The organism is Pseudomonas helmanticensis, assembly GCF_900182985.1.
In the GTDB taxonomy this organism is placed as follows: Bacteria; Pseudomonadota; Gammaproteobacteria; order Pseudomonadales; family Pseudomonadaceae; genus Aquipseudomonas; species Aquipseudomonas helmanticensis.
Window position 1 is genome coordinate 588,534 of record NZ_FXUY01000002.1, and the last position, 24,539, is coordinate 613,072.

Annotated in this window: 23 protein-coding genes; 7 read left to right on the forward strand and 16 right to left on the reverse strand. The window is 55.8% G+C overall.

Annotated elements, in window-relative coordinates:
* Positions 1 to 119 precede the first annotated feature (119 nt).
* From QOL84_RS25400 to QOL84_RS25475, 16 genes are all read right to left on the reverse strand, one after another.
* Positions 120 to 1,118: an ADP-ribosylglycohydrolase family protein gene (locus QOL84_RS25400; protein WP_283438980.1), complete on the reverse strand. Its 999-nt coding sequence runs from the start codon at positions 1,116 to 1,118 to the stop codon at positions 120 to 122.
* Positions 1,115 to 1,828 (reverse strand): GntR family transcriptional regulator, encoded by a 714-nt coding sequence (locus tag QOL84_RS25405; protein ID WP_129395009.1) that lies wholly within the window; start codon positions 1,826 to 1,828, stop codon positions 1,115 to 1,117. The genes QOL84_RS25400 and QOL84_RS25405 overlap by 4 nt, the downstream gene beginning before the upstream one ends.
* 298 nt (positions 1,829 to 2,126) lie before the next feature.
* On the reverse strand, positions 2,127 to 3,095 hold the full coding sequence (gene araH / locus QOL84_RS25410) for an L-arabinose ABC transporter permease AraH (RefSeq protein WP_129395010.1): 969 nt from the start codon (positions 3,093 to 3,095) through the stop codon (positions 2,127 to 2,129).
* Positions 3,096 to 3,107: 12 nt separating this feature from the next.
* The gene (gene araG, locus QOL84_RS25415) at positions 3,108 to 4,652 is read right to left on the reverse strand and encodes an L-arabinose ABC transporter ATP-binding protein AraG (RefSeq protein WP_283438981.1); all 1,545 of its coding nucleotides are present in this window, start codon (positions 4,650 to 4,652) and stop codon (positions 3,108 to 3,110) included.
* Positions 4,653 to 4,705: 53 nt separating this feature from the next.
* The gene (locus tag QOL84_RS25420) at positions 4,706 to 5,710 is read right to left on the reverse strand and encodes a substrate-binding domain-containing protein (protein WP_283438982.1); all 1,005 of its coding nucleotides are present in this window, start codon (positions 5,708 to 5,710) and stop codon (positions 4,706 to 4,708) included.
* A 136-nt stretch (positions 5,711 to 5,846) separates the two neighbouring features.
* A complete protein-coding gene (locus tag QOL84_RS25425) occupies positions 5,847 to 6,665 on the reverse strand; it encodes an SDR family oxidoreductase (protein WP_283438983.1) in 819 nt (272 codons plus the stop codon).
* A 270-nt stretch (positions 6,666 to 6,935) separates the two neighbouring features.
* Positions 6,936 to 7,811, reverse strand: a complete 876-nt coding sequence (locus QOL84_RS25430; protein WP_283438984.1) for an SMP-30/gluconolactonase/LRE family protein — start codon at positions 7,809 to 7,811, stop codon at positions 6,936 to 6,938.
* Between the two features lie 131 nt (positions 7,812 to 7,942).
* On the reverse strand, positions 7,943 to 8,659 hold the full coding sequence (locus tag QOL84_RS25435) for a FadR/GntR family transcriptional regulator (RefSeq protein ID WP_283438985.1): 717 nt from the start codon (positions 8,657 to 8,659) through the stop codon (positions 7,943 to 7,945).
* A 136-nt stretch (positions 8,660 to 8,795) separates the two neighbouring features.
* Positions 8,796 to 9,356 (reverse strand): DUF1285 domain-containing protein, encoded by a 561-nt coding sequence (locus QOL84_RS25440; RefSeq protein WP_283438986.1) that lies wholly within the window; start codon positions 9,354 to 9,356, stop codon positions 8,796 to 8,798.
* 16 nt (positions 9,357 to 9,372) lie between these two features.
* Positions 9,373 to 9,978, reverse strand: coding sequence for a DUF4823 domain-containing protein (locus tag QOL84_RS25445; protein ID WP_129395017.1), 606 nt, complete (start codon positions 9,976 to 9,978; stop codon positions 9,373 to 9,375).
* A gap of 249 nt (positions 9,979 to 10,227) precedes the next feature.
* Positions 10,228 to 11,196, reverse strand: coding sequence for a GTP 3',8-cyclase MoaA (locus QOL84_RS25450; RefSeq protein WP_283438987.1), 969 nt, complete (start codon positions 11,194 to 11,196; stop codon positions 10,228 to 10,230).
* Positions 11,197 to 11,333: 137 nt separating this feature from the next.
* Complete coding sequence (locus QOL84_RS25455) at positions 11,334 to 11,972, reverse strand: TetR/AcrR family transcriptional regulator (RefSeq protein WP_007908276.1); 639 nt, start codon at positions 11,970 to 11,972, stop codon at positions 11,334 to 11,336.
* A gap of 439 nt (positions 11,973 to 12,411) precedes the next feature.
* Entirely contained in the window at positions 12,412 to 13,203 is a 792-nt protein-coding gene (locus QOL84_RS25460; RefSeq protein WP_283438988.1) for a TatD family hydrolase, read from the reverse strand.
* 15 nt (positions 13,204 to 13,218) lie between these two features.
* On the reverse strand, positions 13,219 to 13,575 hold the full coding sequence (locus QOL84_RS25465) for a PilZ domain-containing protein (RefSeq protein WP_129395020.1): 357 nt from the start codon (positions 13,573 to 13,575) through the stop codon (positions 13,219 to 13,221).
* A gap of 42 nt (positions 13,576 to 13,617) precedes the next feature.
* A complete protein-coding gene (locus QOL84_RS25470; protein ID WP_283438989.1) occupies positions 13,618 to 14,601 on the reverse strand; it encodes a DNA polymerase III subunit delta' in 984 nt (327 codons plus the stop codon).
* Positions 14,594 to 15,001 carry a dTMP kinase gene (locus tag QOL84_RS25475; RefSeq protein ID WP_283438990.1) on the reverse strand — a complete coding sequence of 136 codons (408 nt, stop codon included), beginning with the start codon at positions 14,999 to 15,001 and terminating at the stop codon, positions 14,594 to 14,596. Before QOL84_RS25475 ends, QOL84_RS25470 begins: the two co-directional genes overlap by 8 nt.
* A gap of 44 nt (positions 15,002 to 15,045) precedes the next feature.
* On the opposite strand from QOL84_RS25475, the gene QOL84_RS25480 reads away from it, so the two are divergent.
* From QOL84_RS25480 to QOL84_RS25510, 7 genes are all read left to right on the forward strand, one after another.
* Complete coding sequence (locus tag QOL84_RS25480; protein ID WP_283438991.1) at positions 15,046 to 15,852, forward strand: deoxynucleotide monophosphate kinase family protein; 807 nt, start codon at positions 15,046 to 15,048, stop codon at positions 15,850 to 15,852.
* A gap of 211 nt (positions 15,853 to 16,063) precedes the next feature.
* A complete protein-coding gene (locus QOL84_RS25485) occupies positions 16,064 to 18,208 on the forward strand; it encodes a hypothetical protein (RefSeq protein ID WP_283438992.1) in 2,145 nt (714 codons plus the stop codon).
* Positions 18,201 to 20,249, forward strand: coding sequence for a tyrosine-type recombinase/integrase (locus QOL84_RS25490; RefSeq protein WP_283438993.1), 2,049 nt, complete (start codon positions 18,201 to 18,203; stop codon positions 20,247 to 20,249). Before QOL84_RS25485 ends, QOL84_RS25490 begins: the two co-directional genes overlap by 8 nt.
* Positions 20,246 to 21,238: a hypothetical protein gene (locus QOL84_RS25495; protein ID WP_283438994.1), complete on the forward strand. Its 993-nt coding sequence runs from the start codon at positions 20,246 to 20,248 to the stop codon at positions 21,236 to 21,238. Before QOL84_RS25490 ends, QOL84_RS25495 begins: the two co-directional genes overlap by 4 nt.
* Entirely contained in the window at positions 21,238 to 22,533 is a 1,296-nt protein-coding gene (locus QOL84_RS25500) for a site-specific integrase (RefSeq protein WP_283438995.1), read from the forward strand. The genes QOL84_RS25495 and QOL84_RS25500 overlap by 1 nt, the downstream gene beginning before the upstream one ends.
* 496 nt (positions 22,534 to 23,029) lie before the next feature.
* A complete protein-coding gene (locus tag QOL84_RS25505) occupies positions 23,030 to 23,944 on the forward strand; it encodes a helix-turn-helix domain-containing protein (protein ID WP_283438996.1) in 915 nt (304 codons plus the stop codon).
* A 45-nt stretch (positions 23,945 to 23,989) separates the two neighbouring features.
* Positions 23,990 to 24,328 carry a hypothetical protein gene (locus QOL84_RS25510; protein ID WP_283438997.1) on the forward strand — a complete coding sequence of 113 codons (339 nt, stop codon included), beginning with the start codon at positions 23,990 to 23,992 and terminating at the stop codon, positions 24,326 to 24,328.
* Positions 24,329 to 24,539 lie beyond the last annotated feature (211 nt).

Genomic DNA, 24,539 nt, shown 5'->3' on the forward strand with positions numbered 1-24,539 from the left:
CCTCTCCCCTGTAGGAGTTGCCACAGGCTGCGATCTTTTGATCTTGATTTTGTGGCGCCCCGAAGTCTGCTGAAGATCAACAGATCGCAGCCTTCGGCAGCTCCAACACATGGGTGTCCTCAGCGCAGGGTGAGGAGTCCTTTCACAAGGGGTTCCAGCTCCAGATCATTGACGGTTTTGACTGTCTCGATCATCTCGGCAGGCCAACACTCAAGCCCCAGGCAGGCCCCGAGCATTGCCCCGAGAATCGCCGCGATGGTGTCAGTGTCGCCACCCAGGCTTGCCGCCATGCACAACGCCTCGAACGCGCTCATCTCACCGATCGCCACTTGCTGCGCCAGTGCGAACGAGACCACCACCGACTCCTGCGACGCCACCGAAGTACCGATGACGTCGTAGAGCAAATCTGCGAGCAGCGCTTTGTCGCTGTCGACACTGATGCTGCGCGCCCAACTGATGCGCGAACCGATGCGCCCACCGGCGACCCAGTGACCGTGCGCTTCCGCTTGCTGAGCGATTTGCTGACCGAGGTTCAACGCCTCGCCCAGGTCCACGCCGTTGATACCGGCGGACACCACCGCCGCCACCGCCGCCGCGCTGGAAATGCCCAACGTGGTGTTGTGAGTCACCTGACAGGCCTGCACCACCGCCGCAATAAAACGCTGCGGTTCGGCCACGTCTGCCGCGATACCTACCGGTGTGATGCGCATTGCCGCGCCGTTGGTGGTGCCGTAGCGCCCGGCCTCTTCCGGCGAATGGCCGGCGAGGATCATTTCGATGGCACGCTTGGTCGACGGCCCGAGCAAATCCTGCGAGCCCTTGGCCTGCATCGCGGCTTCCCACTCGATCAGGCGTTGCGCGAGGATCGCCGGTTCGATGCGGCCCTGGCCTTCGACCAGCAACTTGCCGACCAGAATCGCCTGTTCGGTGTCATCGGTGATCGAGCCTTTGGGCATGTTCGCGGCGATCGGTTGCAAGGGACCGGCGTCCTGCAGATCGGTGATCTTGCCGAAACGAACCTTGATGGTTTCGCGATTCAGCGATTGCGTCGGCATGCCCAGCGCATCACCGAGGGCCAGGCCATAAAACGCACCGAGGGCACGGTTGAGCGGGGTCATTTCGATTCTCCAAATTGCAGGTGCAGACGGAAATGCACCGGGTCGAGCAGGCTTTCAACCTGTTCCATGAAACGGTTCTGCCGGTCGTAAGTGGTGCGCAAGGCTTTGAGGAACACCGTGCCTTCCGGACGTCCGAGCAGTTCAGCGTCGATGGCGTTCAACGGCTCGGCGCCGATCCATTGATCACCGCGCTCGCCGATATAGCCGTAAGCGGCCAGGGTGATGGTCAGGGAATTGTCGATCAGACCGACGCGCGGCAGGCTTTCCAGGCCGCCGGTCGCCGGCATCAAAGAACGTTCAAGGGACACCAGCGTGCCTTCGGTGGAGCGGCGACGGCGGTCGAGGGTGATGAATTGGTCGGTGCCAAAACGCGACAGCAAGTCGGGCCGGGTCACGGCTTCCAGGCGCAACACTTCGGTGTTGATCATCGCGCCGCTGTCGGCCAGCGCCTGCGCCCAGCCGCTGCGTTGATCGAGGGCGACACCGTCAAACGTGACGATCGAGCCGACTCCGCTTTGCGTGGCGATGTATTTTCGCCGCTTCAGTTCGGCCAATGCTTCGCGCAACGTGCCACGGCTGACGTTGAATTCTTGAGCCAACTGATGCTCGCCGGGCAACAGAAAGCCGTCCTCCATGAGGCCGCTCTCGATGCGCCGGACGAGTTCGTCGACCACCCGTTGTTTCTTGTCAAATCGTACCTGTCTAATCATGTACAAAGTGATAACCGAAACACACGCGGGCGAGCAAGGAAAATTTGGGGGATCGGACGGAAGGCGGGAAGATCAACAGCACCCTCACCCTAGCCCTCTCCCGGAGGGAGAGGGGACTGAATGGGGGATATTTGGGATATACATCGACCTGAAAGTGCTTCACCGAATCCACAATCGACTCGAAAGTGCTTTGCCGAATCCATAATCGACCCGGTCTTCCAGGTCGATGCAGGAAGCAAGACACCTCGGTCGGCCCCCTCTCCCTCCGGGAGAGGGCTGGGGTGAGGGGCTCTTGATCTCAGCGTTGTTTGAGGCGGTCGATGACCACCGCCAGCAACAGAATCGACCCGCGAATCACGTACTGGTAGAAGGTATCAATATTCTTCAGGTTCATCGCATTCTCGATGATCGCCAGAATCAACACCCCGGCAATCACATGCCGAATCATGCCAATCCCGCCGCTCAACGATACCCCGCCTAACACGCAAGCCGAGATCACCGTCAGCTCAAAACCCTGGCCAATCATTGGCTGCCCCGAGGTCATCCGCGACGCCAGAATCACCCCGGCCAACGCGCCAATCACACCGTGCACCGCAAAGATAATGATCTTGGTGCGATCAACGTTCACGCCCGCCAGCAACGCGGCTTCCTGGTTGCCACCGATGGCCATGGTGTTGCGCCCATAGGTGGTGTAATTCAGCAGCCAGCCGAAAAACAGAAAGCAGACAATGGTGATCAGGATCGGTACCGGCACGCCGAACAACTGGCCGTTACCGAAGACGAAGAACGATTCCTGCGACACGCCCACCGCTTTGCCGTTGGCAAAAATGTACGCCAGACCGCGAACGATCTGCATGGTCGCCAACGTCGTGATCAACGCATTGACCCGCAACTTGGCAATCACAATGCCATTGATCAACCCGACAATCAGGCCCATCACCAGCGCCGCGCACACACCGAGAAACACGCTATTGGTGTCACGCATCACTACGGCTGCGACCACGCCGGCGCAGGCAATCACCGAACCCACCGACAAGTCGAAATGCCCCGACGCGAGGCAGTACAGCATCGTGCACGCGGCAATCCCGGTAGTGGAAATCGCCAGGCCCAGACCGCGCATGTTCAGCGGCGAAAGGAAGTTGTCGATCAGCAGCGTGCAGGCAATGAAGATGCCGATCGCCGCGAGCAACATCACCCAGTCATCGAGGAAGCGGCGCATGTCCAGTGGTTTGCGCTCGGTCGGCAGGGTTTCTTTCTGGGTTGTCATCATAGTCACCTCTCAGTTCGCCACGCCGTCAGCGCGGTGGCGCGGCAAAGCCATTTGCAGCAGGTTGGATTCATTGGCCTGGTCACGGCTGATTTCGCCGCGCAGGGCGCCTTCGCAGAGCACCAGAATGCGGTCGGAAATGCCCATTACTTCCATCAGGTCGCTAGACACCACGATCACCGAAATGCCCTCGGCGGCGAGGTTATGGATGATCTGGTAGATCTCGGCCTTGGCGCCGATGTCGATGCCGCGCGTTGGTTCGTCGAGCAGCAAGACCTTCATCGGCATCGACAGCCAGCGGCCGAGAATGGCCTTCTGCTGATTGCCGCCAGAGAGGAATTTGATCTGCTGACCGGCGTGCGGCGTTTTCACTTTCAGCGCTTTGATTTGCCTGTCGGCGTTGCCCTTTTCCCAGATGCCGCGCAGCAGGCAACCGAGACCGGAATTGGCCCCGCGCGCACTGATATTGATGTTCTCGGCAACGCTGGCCAGCGGGATGATGCCTTCCTTCTTGCGATCCTCCGGACACAGCAGAATCCCGGCGGCAATCGCGTCACGCGGAGAGCGCAGCTTCAGTTCGTGGCCGCGCAGTTCAAGGCGTCCGGCACTGTGACGTTCCAGTCCGCTGAGCAGGCGAAACAGCTCGGTGCGCCCTGCCCCGACCAGTCCGAACAGGCCAAGGATTTCACCTTTGTGCGCTTCGAAACTGATCGGCTCACGCAGGCCCGGGCCGAGCAACCCGTCGACCTTCAGCGCCACGGCGCCGCGTGGGCGATGGCGGTAATCGTAAATGTCCTGAATGTCGCGGCCGACCATGCAGGTCACCAGTTGATCGTGGCTCAACTGGCTCATGTCGTCGAAGGTGCGCACGTAGCGACCGTCCTTGAACACCGTCACCGCGTCACAAATGCGGAACACTTCTTCCATTCGGTGCGAGACGTAGAGCACCACTTTACCCTCGTCGCGCAGGCGGCCGATGATCGCCATCAAACGGTCGATTTCGCGGGCCGAGAGGCTGCTGGTCGGTTCGTCGAAAGCGATGACATGAGCGCCACGCGAAAGAGCCTTGGCGATTTCCACCAATTGCCGCTGACCGAGAGACAGGCGTCCGACCTTGGTCTGCGGATCGATTTCGTCGGCCAGGCCTTTCAGGCAATTCAACGCTTGCTGGCGCAGTGCGCCGCGATTGATCAGACCGAATCTGGCCGGCAGGTGGCCGAGAAACAGGTTTTCGGCGACGGTCATTTCCGGCACCAGATGCAGCTCCTGGTGGATCACCGCGACGCCGCTGCCAATGCTGTCGGCGGTCGACTTGAACGCCATGGTCTGCTCGCCGATCTGCAACTCACCGCTGCTCGGAATGTAAGCGCCACCGAGGATTTTCAGCAGGGTTGATTTGCCGGCGCCGTTCTCGCCCATCAAGGCATGAACCTGGCCCGGATGCGCGACGAAGCTGATGGCGTCCAGCGCCTTCACCCCAGGAAAGGTTTTACCGATCCCGTTGAAGCGCAGGCTGCCGCTGGAGCTGTGTTGTTGTGTCTGTACTTGCGCGTGCATAAAGCCACCTCTTCACACCGAAAAACGGCCCGGCTGCCCGGGCCGTCGCTGCATCAGTTCCACAAGCCGATTTTTTCCAGCTCTTGCTTGAAGTTCTCGCGGGTGATCAGGGTGACGTCGTCCATTGCGGTGTACTTCGGCGGTTCTTTGCCGGTGGTGACCCACTCGAACATCATGCTCGCGGTGTTGTAGCCCTCGATGTGCGGGCTTGGCAGCATCGAGCCGAAGAAGCCGCTGTTAGGCTTTTTCAGTTCGCCGATGGCGTCGGTGCCGTTGATGCCGATGCCGATCACATTGGCCGCAGCAAAACCGGCGGCTTCGGTGGCGCGTACGCCGCCGAGTACGGTGTTGTCGTTCATGCCGCCGATGATCAGGTTTTTCGCCGCGCTCGGCAGTTTCACCAGTGCCGAGTTGGTGGCGTCCATGCTGCCCGGTACGTCGAGGGTTTTCAGCGCAGCGAAGAGGATGTGGTCTTTCGGCAGGCCGGCGTCTTCAAGGGATTTCACCGAGCCGTCGGTGCGCTTCTTGCCGGTGTCGAGTTCGTTGTAGGTGTTGACCACAGCGTAAGTGTCTTTCCAGTCCCAGTTACGCTTCTTCGCTTCGGCAACCATCGCGTTGCCCTGCTTCTGGCCAACTTCGAACGCAGCCATGCCGAGGTACGGCACGTCTTCCATGAACTTGCCGTTGGCGTCGACGAAACGGTCGTCGACGGCAATCACTTTCAGGTCATTGAGTTTGGCTTTGGCCATGATTGCCGGGCCGAGCGACACGTCCGGCGGGCAGATCACGAAACCCTTGGCGCCGTTGGCGGCGAGGCTGTCGATGGCCGAGAGGGTTTTCTCGCCATCCGGCACGGCGATCTTGATCAGTTCGAAGCCCTTGTCCTTGGCGGCTTTCTCGGCGAAGGCCCACTCGGTCTGGAACCACGGTTCTTCCGCCTGTTTGACCAGAAAACCGATCTTCACGGTGTCGGCAGCGAGCAGCGAACTGCTCAGGCTGAATGCAGTGACCGCCAGGGCGGTAGTGCACAGGGTACGAATCCCGAAACGACGTTTCATAAGCTGACTCCTTGTTATTTTTTTTGAGCAATGTTTGAAAAGCGTTAAAGCGTGTTCCTGCGAAGCCTGTTGAAAATAGTCATATCGTATGATGATTGGATTTCAAGCGGATTGATCCGCATGAAAGCCGCTGCGCTCAGTCGTGGTACATCACCGAGCGACCACCATCGATGGTGATGCATGACGCGTTGATGAACGGTGCTTCGTCGCTGGCCAGAAACACCGCAGTCATCGCCACTTCGAGCGGCTGGCCGATACGCTTCGGCGGGTGCAGATCGAAGGCGCGCTGGCGCTCAGCGTGCGGGTCGGCGAAGCCGTTCCAGTAGTCGACGTTCAGTTGCGTTTCGATATAGCCCGGCGCGATGGCGTTGACGCGAATGCCCTTGGCGGCGTACTCAATCCCGAGCGCGCGGGTCAGGCCGAGCAAACCGTGCTTGGCCACCGGGTACGGAAAGCAGCCGGGGATAATGTGGCTGGAATGGGTCGAAGCGATGTTGATGATGCTGCCAACGCCCTGCTCGATCATCTGCGGCAGCACCGCTTTGCAGCCAAACCAGGCGCCATCGAGGTCGATGGCAAAACAGCGATGCCAGTCTTCATCAGTCATTTGCAACGGATCACGGAATACGTTGACCCCGGCGCAGTTGACCAGCACGTCGATGCGCCCGTGCAACTCGACGGCGCGTTTGGCCATGGCGTGCAGATCGTGCTGACGCGAGACATCCGCCTTCAGCGCCTGCACATCAAAGCCCTGCCCGCGCCAATGCGCGGCAACCTGTTCAACCTTTTCGGCCTGGATATCGCTGATCACCAATTTCGCTTGCTGCGAGGCGAACGCAGCAACGATCGCTTCACCGATGCCTTGCGCAGCGCCGGTCAGCAATACCACCTTGTTTTTCAGACGCTCGCCCTTCGGCGGTGCGGGCACCGGCGGCAGGGAAAGAGGTTCAGCCATGGATCTGGACTCCTGTTTCGCAGGCACAAAAAAACCGGGCATCTGACGATGTCCGGTCTGGCAGGCGTTTGAAACAAAACAGGCAGGCGCGACCGACAGCCTGGGGCTGTTGCGAGACGCGGACTCCACACGGGAGTGCGATAGAGATTCGCTGCATCACTTCACCTGTTTTGTTCTTTTTAAGTGTGAGTGCGTGTTACTGCTGGAGCCGACTATAAACCCGACCGCCAAATAATCTCAATATATAATTTTGCATCCCATATTTTGGGATTATCCGGCAAAGCGTGTGCAGAGCTTTCCTGGCACATCGACGCGCATCGACAGCACTGCACCGTCGAGCGGATGCTCATGCGGACTCTTGGCGCTGGTGATGTACAGGGTTTTCAAGTCCTCACCGCCGAAAACACAACTGGTCGGGCGACTGATCGGCAGGTCGATTTTGCGATCGACCTTACCGTCAGGCGTCAGCCGTAGCAGGCAACTGCCATCCCAGCGCGCATTCCAGATATAGCCCTCGGCGTCCATCGCCGAACCGTCCGGACCACCCTGCTGATCGGGGCCGTACCAGACTTGTGCAGCATCGAGATTGCCATCGGTGTGAATGAAATAACGGTGCAGCGTGCTGTCGAGGCTGTCGCCGAACAGCAGCGTGGTGCCGTCGTCGCTCCACAACAGCGTGTTAGGGATGCCCAGGCCGCGCAGTAATGGCGTGACGCGCTTGTCCGGATCAACCCGGAACAGGCCCCCAGAGCGGCGAGTGATCGGCAGATCCTCGCCGTTTTCGCCAATGTTGTTTTGCATGGTGCCGAGCCACAGGCAACCTTGGCCATCGCAACGCGCTTCGTTCGGACGGTTGCCGGGTTGCGGGTCGGCGACGCAGAACAACGTCAGGCGCGGTTCGAGGCCGGGAGAGTCGAGGTCGAGGCGGTAGACGCCGCTGCTCAGGGTCACCAGTGCATCGCCGCCGGCGCAGGGGATGAACGCGGAAACGTGCTCGGGCATCTGCCAGATCTGCACGTTCTGGCCGATCAGGCGCAGGGCCTGCTTGCCGGCGATATCAACCCAGTACAGCGCCTGGGTCGGCGCGTCCCAGAACGGGCCTTCACCGAGTTGGGCGCGGTGTTGGGTCAGGGCGGTCCACGTCATATCACTGTCTCCATTGTTCTTGTTTTTACTGTAGGAGTGAGCCTGCTCGCGATCGCGGTGGGTCAGTCGAAGCGACTTTGCCTGATACGACGCTATCGCGAGCAGGCTCACTCCTACAGAGATCTGTGTGTTCAGCTGGCTTTTTTGTCGGCCATGACTTTCGGGTAGAAACGTTTGATCGCCAGGTCTGCGTTGTCGATCAGGGTCATGCACGCCCACACGCCGCGAGCGGAATCGCGGGCGACGATGGCGTCGGCCATGTCTTTGTGGATCGGCAACGTGCGGCGCAGTTCATCCGGGTCGGCGGCAGAGACTTCGAACGACACCGCGAGCAATGCGCCGAGCGCCGGGACCATTTGTTCGATGAATTGATTGTGGCTCGCGGCGAGAATGCATTCGTGGAAGGCCTGATCCGCGCGGTTGTAATCGATGCCGCTGTCGACGGCGCGCTCAAGGGCGTTGTAAGCCAGTTGCACCGCTTCGATCTGTTCGAGGGTTGCCCGCTCACAGGCCCAGCGCACGGCCATCGGCTCGATGGTGCGACGCAGGTCGAGCAAGTCATCGACGAAGTTCTCCGGCAAACCGTTGCGCGACAGCCAACCGACGACTTGCGGATCGAACAGGTTCCAGCGCCGCACCGGCAGCACGCGGGTGCCGACTTTCGGCCCGACTTCGAGCATGCCTTTGGCAACGAGGGTTTTGATCGCTTCACGGATGACGGTGCGGCTCACCCCGAGCTGTTCACCGAGGTCGGCTTCGACCTTGATGGTCTGCCCCGGTTTGACCTGGCCGGCGGCGATCCAGCTGCCGAGCCAGTCGACCGTGGATGCATGAAAGCTGCTGGACATGAACACCTCAAAGCGGAACGCGATGGGTGATCAAGCTAATCATCATATGATTGGGTGTCAACGACAAAAAAGATCGCAGCCTTCGGCAGCTCCTACCGGTATACGCCATGTAGGAGCTGCCGAAGGCTGCGATCTTTTAAGGTTCGAGGCCAATGCGGAAGAACTCGCCGCCGCTCCACACGCCCAACCAGCGCTGGCCATCAATTTCACGACTGACCGCCAGCTCCACCAGTTGGTAGAAGACATTGCGGTGAATCAGCGCTTCAAGGTTGCTGCGCACATGCACGTAGGGCGCAGGCTCTTGTGTCGCCGGATCGATCTCGACGCGGATCGGATGCTCAGGCCCGGCTTCGGCGGTTTCTTCAACGTTGGTGGTAAAGCGCAACAACTGCGTCTCCCCCTCGCCTTCGACCTCGACGGCAACCGCCACAAACGGCGCATCGTCAACCTTGATTCCAACCTTCTCGACCGGTGTGATCAGGAAATAGTCATCGCCATCGCGGCGCATGATCGTCGAGAACAACTTGACCATCGGCTTGCGTCCGATCGGCGTGCCCAGGTAATACCAGGTGCCGTCGCGGGCGATGCGCATGTCGATGTCGCCGCAGAAGTCCGGGTTCCACAAGTGCACTGGCGGCAAGCCTTTGGTTTTCGGGATCTGTCCCAACAGGTCATTGGCTTTTTGCGGGCCACTCATGGCGTACTCCTTGAAATTACTGGTCGCCGATCCCCAGCAGACTGCGCGCGTATTGCGCCAGCGGCGGGCCGATCAGGTCTTCGGGTTTGCTGTCGTGGAACGTCAGTAAACCGCCACGACTCTTGATCCGTGCAGTATCAATCAAATACTGGGTGCTGGTCTCGATCAACATGATCTGAATCACCCCGCCGTCGATACCGAGACGATCAACCGCCTCCTGATCGAGCCACTCATCGGAGTTGCCGATACGGTCGTCAGCCTTGGCGAAACGGGTGTACAGCAGATAATGCGCACCGGCATCGCGGGCTTCGCCCATCGCCTGATCGAGGCCTTCCGGCGCACGGGCGCGGCGAACCATCGGGAAGTATTCGACGAAACCCTTGAAGGCTTCTTCGGCCACTACGTTGGGACGCGGGTAAGAACCGCCCGGCGGGGCGAACGCGCCTTGGGCGATGTAGATGAACGAATCCGGCTGAATACGGAAGTTGTTCACGCGACGGCTGTCGCTATGGTCCAGCAACCCTGCATCGCTCATCTGGTAGCGAGTGCCCTCGGCCATATCACTGACAGTCATACAGCCGCCAAGCGCCAAAACGGCCAGCAGCAAAACCAGGCTACGCATCCTATTCCTCCAGAGGCCGGTGACGGAAAACCGGCGAATGGCCGTTGGATGCAGCTTTTGCGCCAGCTCGTAGAAATGTGCAGGTATCGAATTTGAAATGAAGCTTTTGTGGCGAGGGAGCTTGCTCCCGTTCGGCGGCGCAGCCGTCGTGAATCCGGTGCATGCAGTCGTGCTGACAGGGCTGGAAAAGGTTTTTTGGGGTCGCTGCGCAACCCAGCGGGAGCAAGCTCCCTCGCCACAAAGTACGGTTCAGCCGCCGATGATCTTCATTACTGTGGCGCCGCCGGAAAACGCCACTTCCTGCTTGTCACCCAACGCCTTGACCAGCAAGCGCTGGAGCGCCGGCAACGCCTGATGGCGCGGTTTGTCGAGCAGATCGCCGACGTAATGGCGGTTGCTCGATGACAGGCAACCGTGCAGCCAACCGGTCGACGACAAACGCAACCGCGAGCACGTCCGGCAAAACGGCACGCTCTCGTTGGCGATCACCCCGAAATTGCCCAGGCCGGGAATCGCATAGCGCACGGCGGTGGCGTCAACGGGCGCGTCGGTTTGCGCATACTCATAACGCTCGCCAATAAGCGCCAGCAACTGCTGGAGACTGACGAACTGTTGCAGGAACGCATTGTTGTCCTTGGCCAGGTGGCCCATGCGCATCAACTCGATAAAGCGCAGTTCGAATCCGCGCTCCAGGCAGTAATCGAGCAACGGCATTACCTGATCGAGGTTCTGCCCGCGCAACGGCACCATGTTGACCTTGATCTTCATCCCCGCCGCTGCCGCCTGATCCATGCCATCGAGCACAGTGGCCAGATCGCCGCCGCGAGCGATGCTGCGGAACGCGCTGGCGTCGAGGGTATCGAGGGACACGTTAATGCGGCGCAGACCGGCATCCACCAGCAGCGGGAGTTTTTTCGCGAGGAGTTGACCGTTGGTGGTCAGGCTGATGTCTTCCAGGCCCATCTTGCCGACAGCGGTCATGAACGATTCGAGCTTGGGACTGACCAGCGGTTCACCGCCAGTGATGCGCAGCCGTTCGATACCGGCAGCTTCAATCAGGTACGCCACGCCACGCGCCATGGCTTCGGCCGACAATTCATCCTGCGCAGCCACCAGCCGCTTGCCGTTGGGCACGCAGTAGGTACACGCGTAATTGCAGGCTGAGGTCAGGCTGATGCGCAAATTGCGAAAACGCCTGCCTTGACGGTCAACGATCATGATCACTCCGGCGATAGAATTTCGAGCCGCTAAAACTTGACTCACAAATCAAGTTTTAGCAAGCCCTATGCCTGAGTATATTCCTGCGGTACTGCGTCATGTAGCGAAATCATGGCGCAATAAGGCAACTGAATGGCTCAGCTGCTTGGGGTTTCCGGGTCACGCTTGCGCTTGTTGCCCATGCGCACGCCGATGTCCATCAGGAACTGGAAGAAACCTTCCTGATCTTCCAGCACATTGCTCCAGAACGGCGAGTGATACAGCGCAACAGCGCCGTGCACCAGCGCCCAGGATGCGCAGTAATGGAAATACGGCGGCACGTCTTCAAGCTTGCCTTCGCTGATGCGGCCCTTGATCAACAAGGTCAGACGTTCAAAGTTCGAGGCACGGATCTTGTGCAGCTCCTCGACCATCTCCGGCACCTGATTGCCCTTGACCACCTTCTCTTCGAGGCGGTCGAACAGGCGATAGCGTTGCGGATCGCGCATGCGGAATTCGAAGTAGGCGCGGGACAGCGCTTCCTTGTCCTTGTCGACATCCGCCGAATGCAGCAGCTCGTTCAAATCGCGCTCGTAGTCGAGCATCAGGCGCAGATAGATCTCCGCCTTGGATTTGAAGTGCTTGTAGATCGTGCCTTTGCCGATACCCACGGCATCAGCAATCATCTCGACGGTGACACTGTCTTCACCTTGGTCGAGGAACAGCTTGAGCGCGGTATCGAGAATTTCTTGCTCGCGGCGACGAAACTCACGGACCTTACGAGGTTCTTTGTGCATAAGAAAAGGTCTGAAGGGTCAAAATTCGAAGCCGCGTATTATGCCTAACTTGCGCAAAAATGCACGGATCATCCGACCATATCTGTGTTTCTTGTTCGTTTCGAGAACGTTTTGGGCGCAATGAGAACTCAACTGAAGCGAACGTATTCCAAATTTGTTTAAAAACCCCGACCGGCTCACTGGACTGCACGCCAGACTGATCAATACTTGAACTGTCGGGCGACATCTCCCCCAAGTGTCGCGCCGATAAAGGTACCAAGGGACCGCGTGCCTTTGTTTTACTCCTAATGGTCTTAACCCGGATTCACCCCCCAGAACCCGGGTTTTTTTTGCCTGCGATTTGGCCTTTATCCCACATCACACCTGTAGGAGCTGCCGCAGGCTGCGATCTTTTGATCTGGTTTTTTTAAGATCAAAAGATCGCAGCCTGCGGCAGCTCCTACAGTGCAGATTTGACCGAAGCCAGCGGGAACAGGCGTTTGAAGTTTTCGGTGGTCCGCTCGGCAAAGCGCTCGTAGTTTTCACCACGCAGCATCGCCAGGAATTCCGCCACCTCGCGCACATACTGCGGCAGGTTCGGCTTGCCGCGATAAGGGATCGGCGCCAGATACGGCGAGTCGGTTTCCACCAGCAGGCGATCAGCCGGTACCTTGCTCGCAACATCGCGCAACGCATCGGCATTGCGGAACGTGACGATACCCGACAGGGAGATGTAATAACCCATGTCCAACGCGGCTTTGGCCATGTCCCAGTCTTCCGTGAAGCAATGCAGCACACCGGCCTGAGGCAACGCCGCCTCACGCAGCAACTCAAGAGTGTCAGTACGCGCGCCGCGGGTGTGGATGATCACCGGTTTGCCAGTCTGCTGCGCCGCTTGCAAGTGCAGACGAAACGACGCCTGCTGCAATTCGGCAGCTTCGGGTTCGTAGTGATAGTCGAGACCGGTTTCACCGATCGCCACCACTTTCGGATGATCAAGTTCGTGCAACAGCCAATCCAGCGCTGGCGCTGCGCCCGGCTGCACATCCAGCGGATGCACACCCACCGAGCAATCGACGTCGTCATAACGTTCAGCCAGGGCTTTGACGTCGGCGGCGTTGTCGGCACTCACGCCGATGCACAGAAAGTGCCCTACTCCGCGCTGCCGAGCGGCATCGAGTGCGGCATCCAGCGAGCCGTCATGGGCGGCGAGGTCGAGACGATCAAGGTGACAATGGGAATCTACGAGCATAAAAAAGACGGCTACTTACATCGTATGAGTGGGACGGTCGGACTTCAGCGCTCCGGCCAGATGGGTTTCGATGCGACTGCGCGCGGTGTTGTCGCCATCGTTGAACTGCACGCCGACACCGGCGGCGCGGTTGCCTTGCGCACCTTTCGGAGTGATCCAGGTGACTTTGCCGGCGACCGGAATCTTCTCCGCCTCGTCCATCAGATTGAGCAGCATGAACACCTCATCGCCCAACTTGTAGCTCTTGTTGGTCGGGATGAACAGACCGCCGTTCTTGATGAACGGCATGTAAGCGGCGTAGAGCACCGACTTGTCCTTGATGGCCAGGGACAAAATGCCGTTGCGCGGCCCGGGACTGACAGGTTCATTCATGCTGACCTCCACTGCTGATGTTCAGAGTCTAGGTACACATTGTCATCTTTGGCCAGGCAAACTCGCCCATTGCACCAACAACGCTTCCAGCAGCAACGCCGGATTGAGGTTGGCCTTGCTCATGACCTTCTGCCGCTGGGCGAGAATCCAGTCCTGAATGTCGAGGACTTTGCCCTGCGCGCTTTTCTGCGCCAGATACTGCACGACCTTGCGCATGTCGGTCAGACCCAGGCCTGCCTCGTCCTGAGTCAATTGATAACGCAGGATCAGGCTCGACCAGTCACAGAACCAATCGAACAGGCGCAGCATTGGAATGCTTTTCCATTCTTCGGCCAATTGCGTCGGCGATTGCTGCTGCTTGAGCAGCTTTTTCACGCCTTCGACCACTTGCGCGCGCTGTTCGCGCACGCCTTGGGATTGCAGACTGACCGCCATCAATGGCGAACCGGCGGCCAGCGTCAGTAACTCGACACGCTCATCTGCGGAACACTCCGGCAGGGCCTGAGCCAGCCATTGCAGGCTCATCGCCTCACCCGGTAACGGACAGGCCTGTTGCACACAGCGGCTCTTGATCGTCGGCAACAAACGACTGGTCTGGTGACTGACCAGCAACAAAACGGTATTGCCAGAAGGCTCTTCAAGGCTTTTGAGCAAGGCGTTGGCGGCGTTGATGTTCATCGCCTCGACCGGCTCGATCAGCACCACTTTGCGCCCGCCTAGCTGCGCCGTCTGCACGACGAAACTGACCAGATCACGCACCTGATCGACCTTGATCGCCTTGTCGGCTTCTTCAGGTTCGAGGATGTAGTTATCCGGATGACTGCCGGCCCTGAGCAGCAGGCAGGATTTGCACTCGCCGCAGGCTTGCGGTGTCGGCCGCTGGCACAACAGGCTGGCCATCAGACGCTCGGCCAGCGCACGCTTGCCGATCCCGGCAGGGCCATGCAGCAAATAGGCGTGAGCGTGCTGTTTACGCCCGGCCAGTTGCTGCCAGAGACTGTCTTGCCACGGATAGGCCTCAGCCACGGGCCAGCTCCAGCAAGTTCGGCAACAAGGTATCCAGCGATTGTTGAACCTTGACCAACGGCTGACCGGCGTCGATGCGCACATAGCGCGCGGGATCGGCTTCGGCGCGCTTGAGGAACGCATTGCGCACGGCTTCGAAAAACGCCCGGCCTTCCAGCTCGAAGCGATCCAGACGGCCACGGGCACTGGCACGCGCCAGGCCGATTTCCACCGGCAGATCGAAAATCAGCGTCAGGTCAGGTCGCAGATCGCCCTGGACAAAGGTCTCCAGCGCCGCGATACGCTCCAGCGACAAACCGCGGCCACCGCCCTGATAGGCGTAAGTCGAATCTTGTTTCCGGTCTGAGAAAAATGTAAACCTAGACCTATTAGTTTCGTTTTGACTGGAATGTAAACGCATGAAAACCCTATAATTTCCTTGTCATCAATCGTCCCGAGGCCTCAATGAGGATCATCATCGGCTTGGCAGCTTTAGCCCGTTCCGGGAAAGACACCATCGCATCCATGCTACTCAAGCATGAGAACGTCTCAGCCTTCGCGTTGGCTGATCCGCTCAAAGCAGGATGCCAAGCTCTCTTCGGTCTGTCCGATGAGCAAGCTTGGGACGATGCCTTTAAAGAGATAGAGATTCCTCTCTGGCAGATGTCGCCTCGCCAAATGTTCCAGCAAGTCGGGACTGACTGGCTGCGAAATCATAACGCTAATCACTGGTTGATGCGCGCTGATCGCCATATCAATCAACCACCAATTTCTCCTCCCTCCCCCACTGCCGATCAGCTCAAAAGCTCGGACGCCCCGATCCGCTTGGCAGCTCAGGCGTTCTTTGGTCTGACCGATGCTCAGACATGGGATGAGACCCTCGAGAGTGAGATTGACCCCTTTTGGGGGATGTTCCCCCTCCAAATTTTCGAATTGATCGAAAATCTTTGCGAAAAATATCTTCCTGCATATAGAGAGACGAGGTCAAAGTTGGACGTCGAAACTCTGAGCATGAATCATACTAAGAGCAAACTCACAGACATCATCATAATCAAGGACATACGCTTCGAGAACGAAGCGGAATATCTAAGGTCGCATAACGGCCGCATCTGGCACATCATTCGCCCGAACGCTGAGAAAGTTCAATCGCACTCTTCTGAATTTGGAATAAAAATCAAAGACGGCGATCTCGTAATAAAAAACAGTGGTACACTTCAGGAATTGGAACAGCAAGTTCAAAGTGCGTGGAGCGAAATTTTGCCATCGCATTAAACTCGCCAAGACCACAAATAAGCGATCATCGCCCAATTCCAGCAGACATTAAATGCAGCCACATGCACGCCCGCAAGACCACATACAAACTTCCATCCAATCAGCCTGCGGGCGCACCATAGCGTGCAACTACCTGGATCACCCAGCGTATTCGCATAGCTTGAACATCTGCCTATCCTTGCATTATGTGTATACAACGTATACACCAACTGTGGCATATCCCAGTGGATATCTGCTGAGATCGGCAATCAATGCGTTTTTCGATTTTATGGAGGCGCATAATAGTAACAACCCTCCGGCGCTGCATATCACTCACTATCTTCATATCACTCACGAAACGTTTTTTGCGTATCAGCGGTATATCCGAAAGCTCGATAAGCCCATCGACTACGCAGACAAGCTCAGGTCAGCAATGAGCGTGGCTACGCAGCTTTCGGACGTCCTACCACCGATTACCCTCCCCTCGATCGAGCGGGACGCGAAAGAAAAAACAGAGCCGCTTTTCCCAGAAGCCTATGATCAACTGACCCAGGCGCTGATCAGCCATATTGATAGTCTGCGCTCCAAAATCGCTTTTCGGGAACAACTAGCAAAGATCGAGCCGTATGAATACGAAGCAGTTCTCAAAAGTTTCGTTCCAACTTTTACACGTGAAGACATTTTTCGCTGGTACCAACATTACTCTCAGGTCCCGTCTCGCATTTTGAAAAAGGATAAGCTTTTTCAAAAGCTCCAACACACAGACGATCCTGAGCTTATTTACATCAGCACATTGAAACGCTCCGTTCCCGCATTCAAGAAACTTTACGAGGATAAAGCAGATCCATATTTGCTGGATGTCCCTTACGATCCAACTGATGTTACCCAAGGGGTCTACCAATGGCGGCCCGACAACCTTCGCGCACTAAAAACGCTGATTTCGAATAATTTCCCGTTTCACGTTTCGCTCCCTGAGTTCTTGTCGAGTTACACCCGAAGCGACATTATGACGCTTGAGAAAAGCAATAATGTCGTAAAGCTGGTAATGCACCGATATTCCGTCTGCAACAGAGTTTGGTCAGAAATCAGGCTTCCAGTACTCGACGATCTTCTGAGCCAATATTACCCCACTGCGGTCGACGTCATCGCCATCGTTCTTTTTCTGATGCTCCAATCGGGCTGGAACAAAGAATCCGTAATGTCACTGGATCAGGATAACTTCGAGCACGTTCTGACTGGTGCCATCGGCGAGAGCCTAGCCGTCATTTTCTCAGAGAAAAACAAGTCACAGAGTACTGGGAAGCCTTACTTCGACCCTAAGCAGATTGTCGCTCAGAGTGACAAAAGTGATCCTTATTCGATCTACAACTTGATCAAGCTTGCTAGAGAGCTGACCGAACCGCTGCGGGACAAGCCCTTCGACGTTATGCCTATTAGTCGGGACGATGATTCAATGAACCGACTTTTTTGCTTTCTTCGCCCATGGGGTGAATGGAGCGGAAAAGGTGGGCGTCATTCGTCTCTCAGTAACCAAAAAGCTTTCATGATGGGCGTGCGTGCTTTCTTGGATGCCTATCCCATCATTGAAAATGGCCGCCGGTTGGTGGGTGCAAAGGACCTTACTAGACGTTTGCGCCCTACTTGGGAGCTATACAAGCGCAAGGAGCACCCGCTGAGCTTCCTCAGCACTCAAATGGGCCATAGTGATGTCAACACAACCGACATCTACTATGACAGCTCGGGGATAGCGACACAGGGGCGTAAAGGACGCCTGAGAAGTGAGCTGGAAGCCATCGTATCGCTCCTGCGCGCTCGTCAATTCACCGGGCTTCTCGGAAAGCGTGCTCAAAAGGACGCCGCAGCTGAGTTGAAGATTTTCACCATTCCGGGTCAGGAAAATGCGCTTTGGGGATGCGCGAATCAGTTCTCTCCGGATTGGATTGGCGCTGAGCGCTACGTCACTCCAGGGAAGAAATGCTGCTACATCCAACATTGCCTCGGATGCAGCCAGATTCGCGTTTTTGAAGAGTCACTGCCTTTTCTAATCGAACATCTTGCACACATCGAGGAGCAACTCGAAGCGCGAGAGGAGACCAGCTACATGTCTGGCCTTGAGATCGAGAAGCAAATCATCGAATACATCCTCGATCAGTGGGGCGACGACGATGCAATCAGGCTCGCAGCTCGCTACCAGCGGAAACACAATCCACTGCTTCCGCGGGACTTGGCATCGCTCCGAATCCTGTTTGATGAAGAGGACTTTGATGAAGGACAGCTCGCTCAACGCCAACCTGAGTGGGACGAGCGTGGACAGCTTGAAGTGGAGCACCAGCACGATGGGCATCGCAAAGTAGAGGAGGATCAGTTCGATGAGTGATTTCAATGCAATGGAAATCTCAGATGACGAGGACTCGCTCGACGCTGAGCTGATCGCTGAGTTTGAGCTGGATCGGCAAGACGCTGCTCTTTCCGAGCTGGCTGACTTGATCCACGAGTCGAATGTCGTGCCAGGAAGCAATATTGGATTGGCCAAAAAACTGGAGCTGGATCCGACCGGATCGTTCTCGGTGTCGGACTACGCTCGCTATAGCGATCCTGTATGGCCTTTCGAAAATGCAAACAATATGTTCCCTAACCGCGTCAAATTCGATCGCACGCTGGAAGGGTCGAACACTTTAAAGCGCGCACTCATTTTCCATCTCATCCCTGACTTTTCACCCTTCAACGCGATCCGCAGCTACTCAACGACTAAAAGCAAAGGCTATGCGTATCGCGTGTTAGAGAAATACGTGTTCCAAGCGAACAAGCTTAATGCGACGCCAGCCCATATCCAGATCATTTCGACGCCGATGCTTCTTGCTGCTCTGGATGAAGCCAAAAATAGCCAAGCGAGTTCTGACTACAAAGAGCTGTATTTCTTTATTCGTTTCTGGGGCGCCCTGTCGGCTCAAAAATTGATACCTCCAGAGCTTTGCTTGCAGGCAGATCTGCGTAAGGTCGATACCAAGGAGAGACAGCGCGACATCGTTGCGCATTTCACAGGGTTGATGCAGGCGTGGGTTCCTTACTCTGAGTCAGACCTCGAAAAACTAATGGACTATTCGTTGTTCTGGCTGGAGGAAGCGATTCCGCACGTCTTGGAAGCCAAGAGACACGTGGAGGAAAATGGCTATCAAAAGATCGCGGGCTACAGCATTGGTCGCGCTCAAGAGTTGCCCACGTTTGAAAAGCTTTTCAACGTTGAGATTAAGGGCAAAAAAGTGCTTGGCTATGGCAAGCGGATCGCCACGCACAAAAGAAACGCTCAGTACAATTACACTTGGATTGCTGATTACGGGATCACGCTAGACCACATCAGGAATGCCATCTTCATCATGTTGGCCTTGGTTACTGGCATGCGGAAATCAGAGCTGTCCCGCGTGAAATTTGATCACATTTACACTGACGAAAACGGCGTTTTTTGGATCACTGTCACCCGAACCAAGACAAGCAAGGACCCAATCTATAAAGGAGAAACGCAAGCGCTCCCACTGCCCGAATTCGTCGGTACGAAAATTCGAGAGTTCGAGGAGTTGCGCAGCATTGAACCTTTCATGCGGGAAGGTTTTTTGTTCCAAGCAAATCAAAGCGTAAGGCCCCTTAAAAAAGCAACACCGGCCATCATCAACACTCTCATCATTCAGCTGAAGAGCCAGATCAATGTAGACAGGATTCACTGTCACCGCTTTCGGAAGACCATTGCAGAGATCTTGATCAACCGAGATGAGCGGAATATCGACCTGATCCGATTCCTTTTCGGTCACCACAGTTATGCAATGAGCATGAAGTACATCGCGCGTAACCCGTATCTCGTGCGATCAGTGGCTCAGGCTCTTGAAGAGAGTTTTAGTCACGAATTTCATGAAATCGTGAGCGCGGTTAGGGACGGGGCGTATTCGGGAGAAACCGCCAATAGGCTGGCCTCCCAGATCGCCGAGCGGCCAGCTGACTTTTCTGGGAAGCAGCTCAAGACATCCATTCTTGTTTACGTAACTCACCTGATCACTTCAGGCGAGCCCATTTTTATCAACCGCACAGCAATGGGTACGTATTGCGTTAGCGCGGAGCACTTCACCATCGACAATTTGCCTCCTTGCTTGAAAGGTAGGGCCGTGCTTGATGAAAACCTGATGCCCGACCCAAGCAATTGTCAAATCGAGTGCCGCCATGCGGTAGTTGTCGAAAAAGCGAAGCAGTCTATTCAGGACAACATCGTTTTTTATCAGGCGTTATTGAGCAACGCTGCGGGGGGTATAACCAAGTCCGTGAAGACCTCGTTGCTCAAGCGGATCGAGGCTCATGAGTCGCACCTAGAAAATCTGAACACCAGTAGGCAGTCCAAGCAAAGGCTAATTAGTCTCGTAGAGGCCTCTGCATGAGTACTATGGCCACCAGGAAGAAACTGATCAAGCTCATCGCGGAGCATCAATTCGGGGGTAACGGAGAAAAGCTGAAGATTGAGGACTTGGCTGATCGTGGCGGGATTTCCCGCCAGGCTCTCCATCGAAACTATGGCGACCTGAAGCCCTATGTGAAAGGCGAGAAGCCAATCACTGAACTGCTGGAGGACGGGGAAAACGACGCCAGCCATCGGTTTTTGGCACAGAGCCAAGCTCAGTTGCAGGAACTGCGTGCGCAGCTTGCGCAGATCGAGCTAAAACATCAGAAAGAGATGGACTTGGCCATCAAGAGCCACATCACCACTCTCATGAACAATGACTTGACCCTGCTCGATTCCAGCGAGGTCCGGAGCACACTAGAAAAGCAGTCACTGCATACGCAATCTCTCATCGAACAGATAGATGGACTGGAATTACAGCTGACCAAAGAGAAAGCGAAAGCTCTGAGGCAGCCAGTTCAAGCTAAAACCGATTTCCCTCAAAACAAAATGGTCATCAGGTACAACCTGGAGACCATTTTCTCGAAAGTGAAAAACAGCGATCCGGATGCAGCCGACCAAGTCGAAGATGCCAAGGAGGCAGCGACCTCAGCGGTTTGCAAAAAACTGAATAGCCTCACCAAGGAAAAAAACCCTCATCTGGTCATTTTTGCGGACCGGTATTGCTCTCAATTTGAGCTTTTTGCAGCCAATTTTCGCTGTGAGAATGCCTACTACCACGCAATCGTTCAGTTGCCCGTATTTTCGAGTTCCAGCCTGAACATGTTCCTACGCGGCCTTGAGGTCGACTACGTCGTGAGCGTCTACGTACCCTATTGCCCAGCAATTACGGTGCTCAAGGCACAGCAGAGTTTTTACTTCCGTGACATTCCGATCTATGAGCTAGCGTGTGCGGAGAAGGCCACTCCACTTTCCATGAACGAGAGGATTGAGAAACTGGTTTACTTCAAAGTGAAGCAGGGCGACTGATGATTTCGATAAAAAAAACACAAGTCGCTTATCAGAGCGTGGAGAGCAATAGGCATGTGACGCACTACATTTTGATAGCCGAGGAGATGGGAAAAAAAGTACTGCTGAGCTATCCCAATATTTTTTTGTATTCCTCGACCCTCTCCTCTATCAAGACATCAGATCGCTACGCCAGCATCATCGCGATGTTCTTCAGCTTCCTCTCGACAGAAGAAAAATTTGCTGGCAGAAGCGCTAGCACCTATCACATTCTGGCAGATAACAGAGATATCAAGCGTTGGCAGGAACGCAGACAAGCTGAGCGAGTGAAGAAGCAAAGCGCTAGGCCATCGTCAGAAACTATTTTCGAAGATGCCAAGGTATTGCTCATATTTTTCCAATGGCTGAACGCCAGTGGTCACCTTACGAACGTCAAAATAGACCTGAAGACGTGGATTCCTGACTTCAAAAACGAGCAAATGCTGAGCTACATCAGGGCAAAAGCGAAAGTCAGTATCAGTGCTAAAAACATCACTGTGCTAGACAAGGAAAGTCGTCAAAAGAAATCCAATTCGCTCATCACCAATGATGAAATCAAGACATTGCTCGCCAGCTATACCGATCCGGTTTACAAGGCCATGTTCAGCCTTGGATTGGGCAGCGCCATGCGGCCGATGGATCTTTGCAAATTTCCTTACATCGGTGCGGGAAAGAACAAGCACATCTTGAGCTTTTCCGAGATGACCAAAGGCGAAAGCACGGTCGAGTACACCGTCCTCGAGAGCAAGGGAAGAAAAACCAGAACCATTACGCTAAACATGAAGGATCTCGAGATTCTGGAAAAGGCCTATATCAAGCCTTTCTATGCGGAGCGAGCACGTAAATACAAGGAAAAGTATGGAAAGCGCTGCCCACCGTCGATCCTGTTTTTGAACGATAAGGGCGACCCTGTAACGCCGGAGAAAATTTCAAACCGGACGAACGACGCGAAGAAGAAAGCAATGCGAGGAAGCCCGAATTTTCGTGAGAAAGTTAGATTTTATGACACTCGTCACTGGTGGCCGACACAATATCTGATTCGTACATTCGGCAAGGACATCATGACTGAGGCGGCTGACGTGCTCAATCTGGCTGCGGGTGAGGTGCTGAAAAATCAGATGGGCCACGAAGATATAAGCACGACTTTCAAATACTACGTCGACATGGCACGCATGCTCATTCATCGAAGCAGAGGCGGCGTGAATGAGCTGGTGACAGCTCCTGATGAAAGCGTCGCCGATTTTCTGGAGAAGACCGACGGGATCAGGATTCTGTAATGCTTCGAACGCATGCCATGAGCGTGCGCCGAAGCCGCGGAATGCCGCGAAACTACCCGGGGGGCTGAGGTGGGGAGCAAGAGATTTGGGTGAGGTCATGGGGAGAGAGACAGTGCACGACCCACTGCGGCTGGAGCAATCCGCCCTTCTCTGCCTGAGTGCCTTTGCCGCTCAGGCTCGTGCCGCCAAATCCGATGCCTGGATAAGCGACTCAATCGAGAGGCTCCTGATGTCGAGTAAAGATTTGCTGTCGTCTTCATTATTCAGCGGTTCTGCATGCTCAATCCACTTCGACGATGGGCATTGTTCGGGGTGTACTGCGAGTCAAAATTAGCGGACGAGAGGCTTATTAGATTGCGCTGAACCGCAGCGAAATTGGCTAAAATTTATACACAGCGAATGGTCTTTGCTGTGATCTCACCAAAATAAAAATGGTGAATTTTTAGGCATTATTACCGCTGCTGAATTGCGACAATTTCAAAGAGTGGTGGATATCGTGACTGATGAACTCCTCGCTCCGCTTAATGACATAACCAACTGCGGAGAAGCCAGGGAGGCCGATCAACAAGCACTCGATGCGCATGGTCGCATCGATTTCGGATTAGCATCTCCGCACAAAAGAAAGACAATGCTTTTCGCCGTGGAACTGAAAGAATCTGCATCCCACCAGCTTTGGATAAATACCAACCCGCTAGCGCGTGACGCCATCTTTGGTGGTGACATCTTTTACTCCGACGCAAATGGCGAACGATGCGCCTGCCTCGCAAGCTTTGCCGAGAGCACGGTCTTATCACCGGACTCGGAGTCAGGCAGCCACATCTCGTCCCGCGAACTGGTTTCCGTTCAATTTGAAGAAGACCCGGTCATCGAGGGGTTGATTCAGCTTGCACTTCTTGCCCTGCAAAAGTCAGAAAACCTAAGCCCGATATTTGCCACTCACTTAGCCGGCGTGCTGCACGCTCACCTCGTCGAGCGCTATGAGTTTTCCCCTGGGAAAATGGTTGTGCCAGGAGGACTGGCCCGATGGCAAGAGCGTCGTGCGAAAGATCTGTTGAGCGCGAACCTATCTCATGAGTTGAAGCTGGAATCGGTCGCGGAAGCGTGCGGTATGTGCTTAGGCACTTTCTCAAAAGCCTTCACTGCGACCGTCGGGACGCCTCCGTATCGCTGGCTCACCCAGCGACGCATTTACTTTTCCTGTGACCTGTTACGTGCTCACCCAAAGATGACGATTGCTGAGGTGGCCTACCGCAGCGGAATTTCGGATCTCTATTATTTCAGTCACCTTTTCAAGAGCTACATTGGTATACCTCCGGGTAGATGGCGACTGACATGTAATGGCGGAGTTAAGAAGAAACTAACACCGAGTGAGTTTTTGTTTATGAGGAAGCAGTCAGCAGAAGACGAGTGAAGAGCTAGGGAATCGGCGCAATTTTCAACCTCGAGGTCTGAAAATATGAACCGCAAAATCCTGTCCGGACTCGCGCTATTTGTCATCGCCATCTATGTGATGAATACGCGTACGCATCTCCCACAAGAGACGCAAAGACCTAATGTCGCTTATGAGAATGCCCTCCCCTTCGGCTCAGTTCATGCGGTCAATGCAGTCGCAAGGACGCCATCTCGTGGCATCACGGTAAAAGTAGCAGAACAGGTAAACGTGGATGGTTTCAACGATGGCGGGGCCACCTCCGCCCGCTACCCTTCGGAGCATTGGAGGCGCCAAGGCTCGTCGACATTCGTCAAATACAAGGCAGGCGGGATTGGGTCTGATGAGGTGGCTATGTCGAAGTGACCAGTTCCCCACTTTGGGCAACTTCAGACGCGCGGCGAAGCTGCAAGCGGCTGGCTCAGAGCGAGATTTAGGGCAAGGCAAGAGGATGCGATGACGAGCCTCGGGGCAGATTCAGTATCGCTGACTAAGCTATGTAGAACCCCTCAACGGGGCCTAGGTAACATGCCGGGCTGCCATACAGAACCCATGCAAGGGGATTCATGAAGATTGC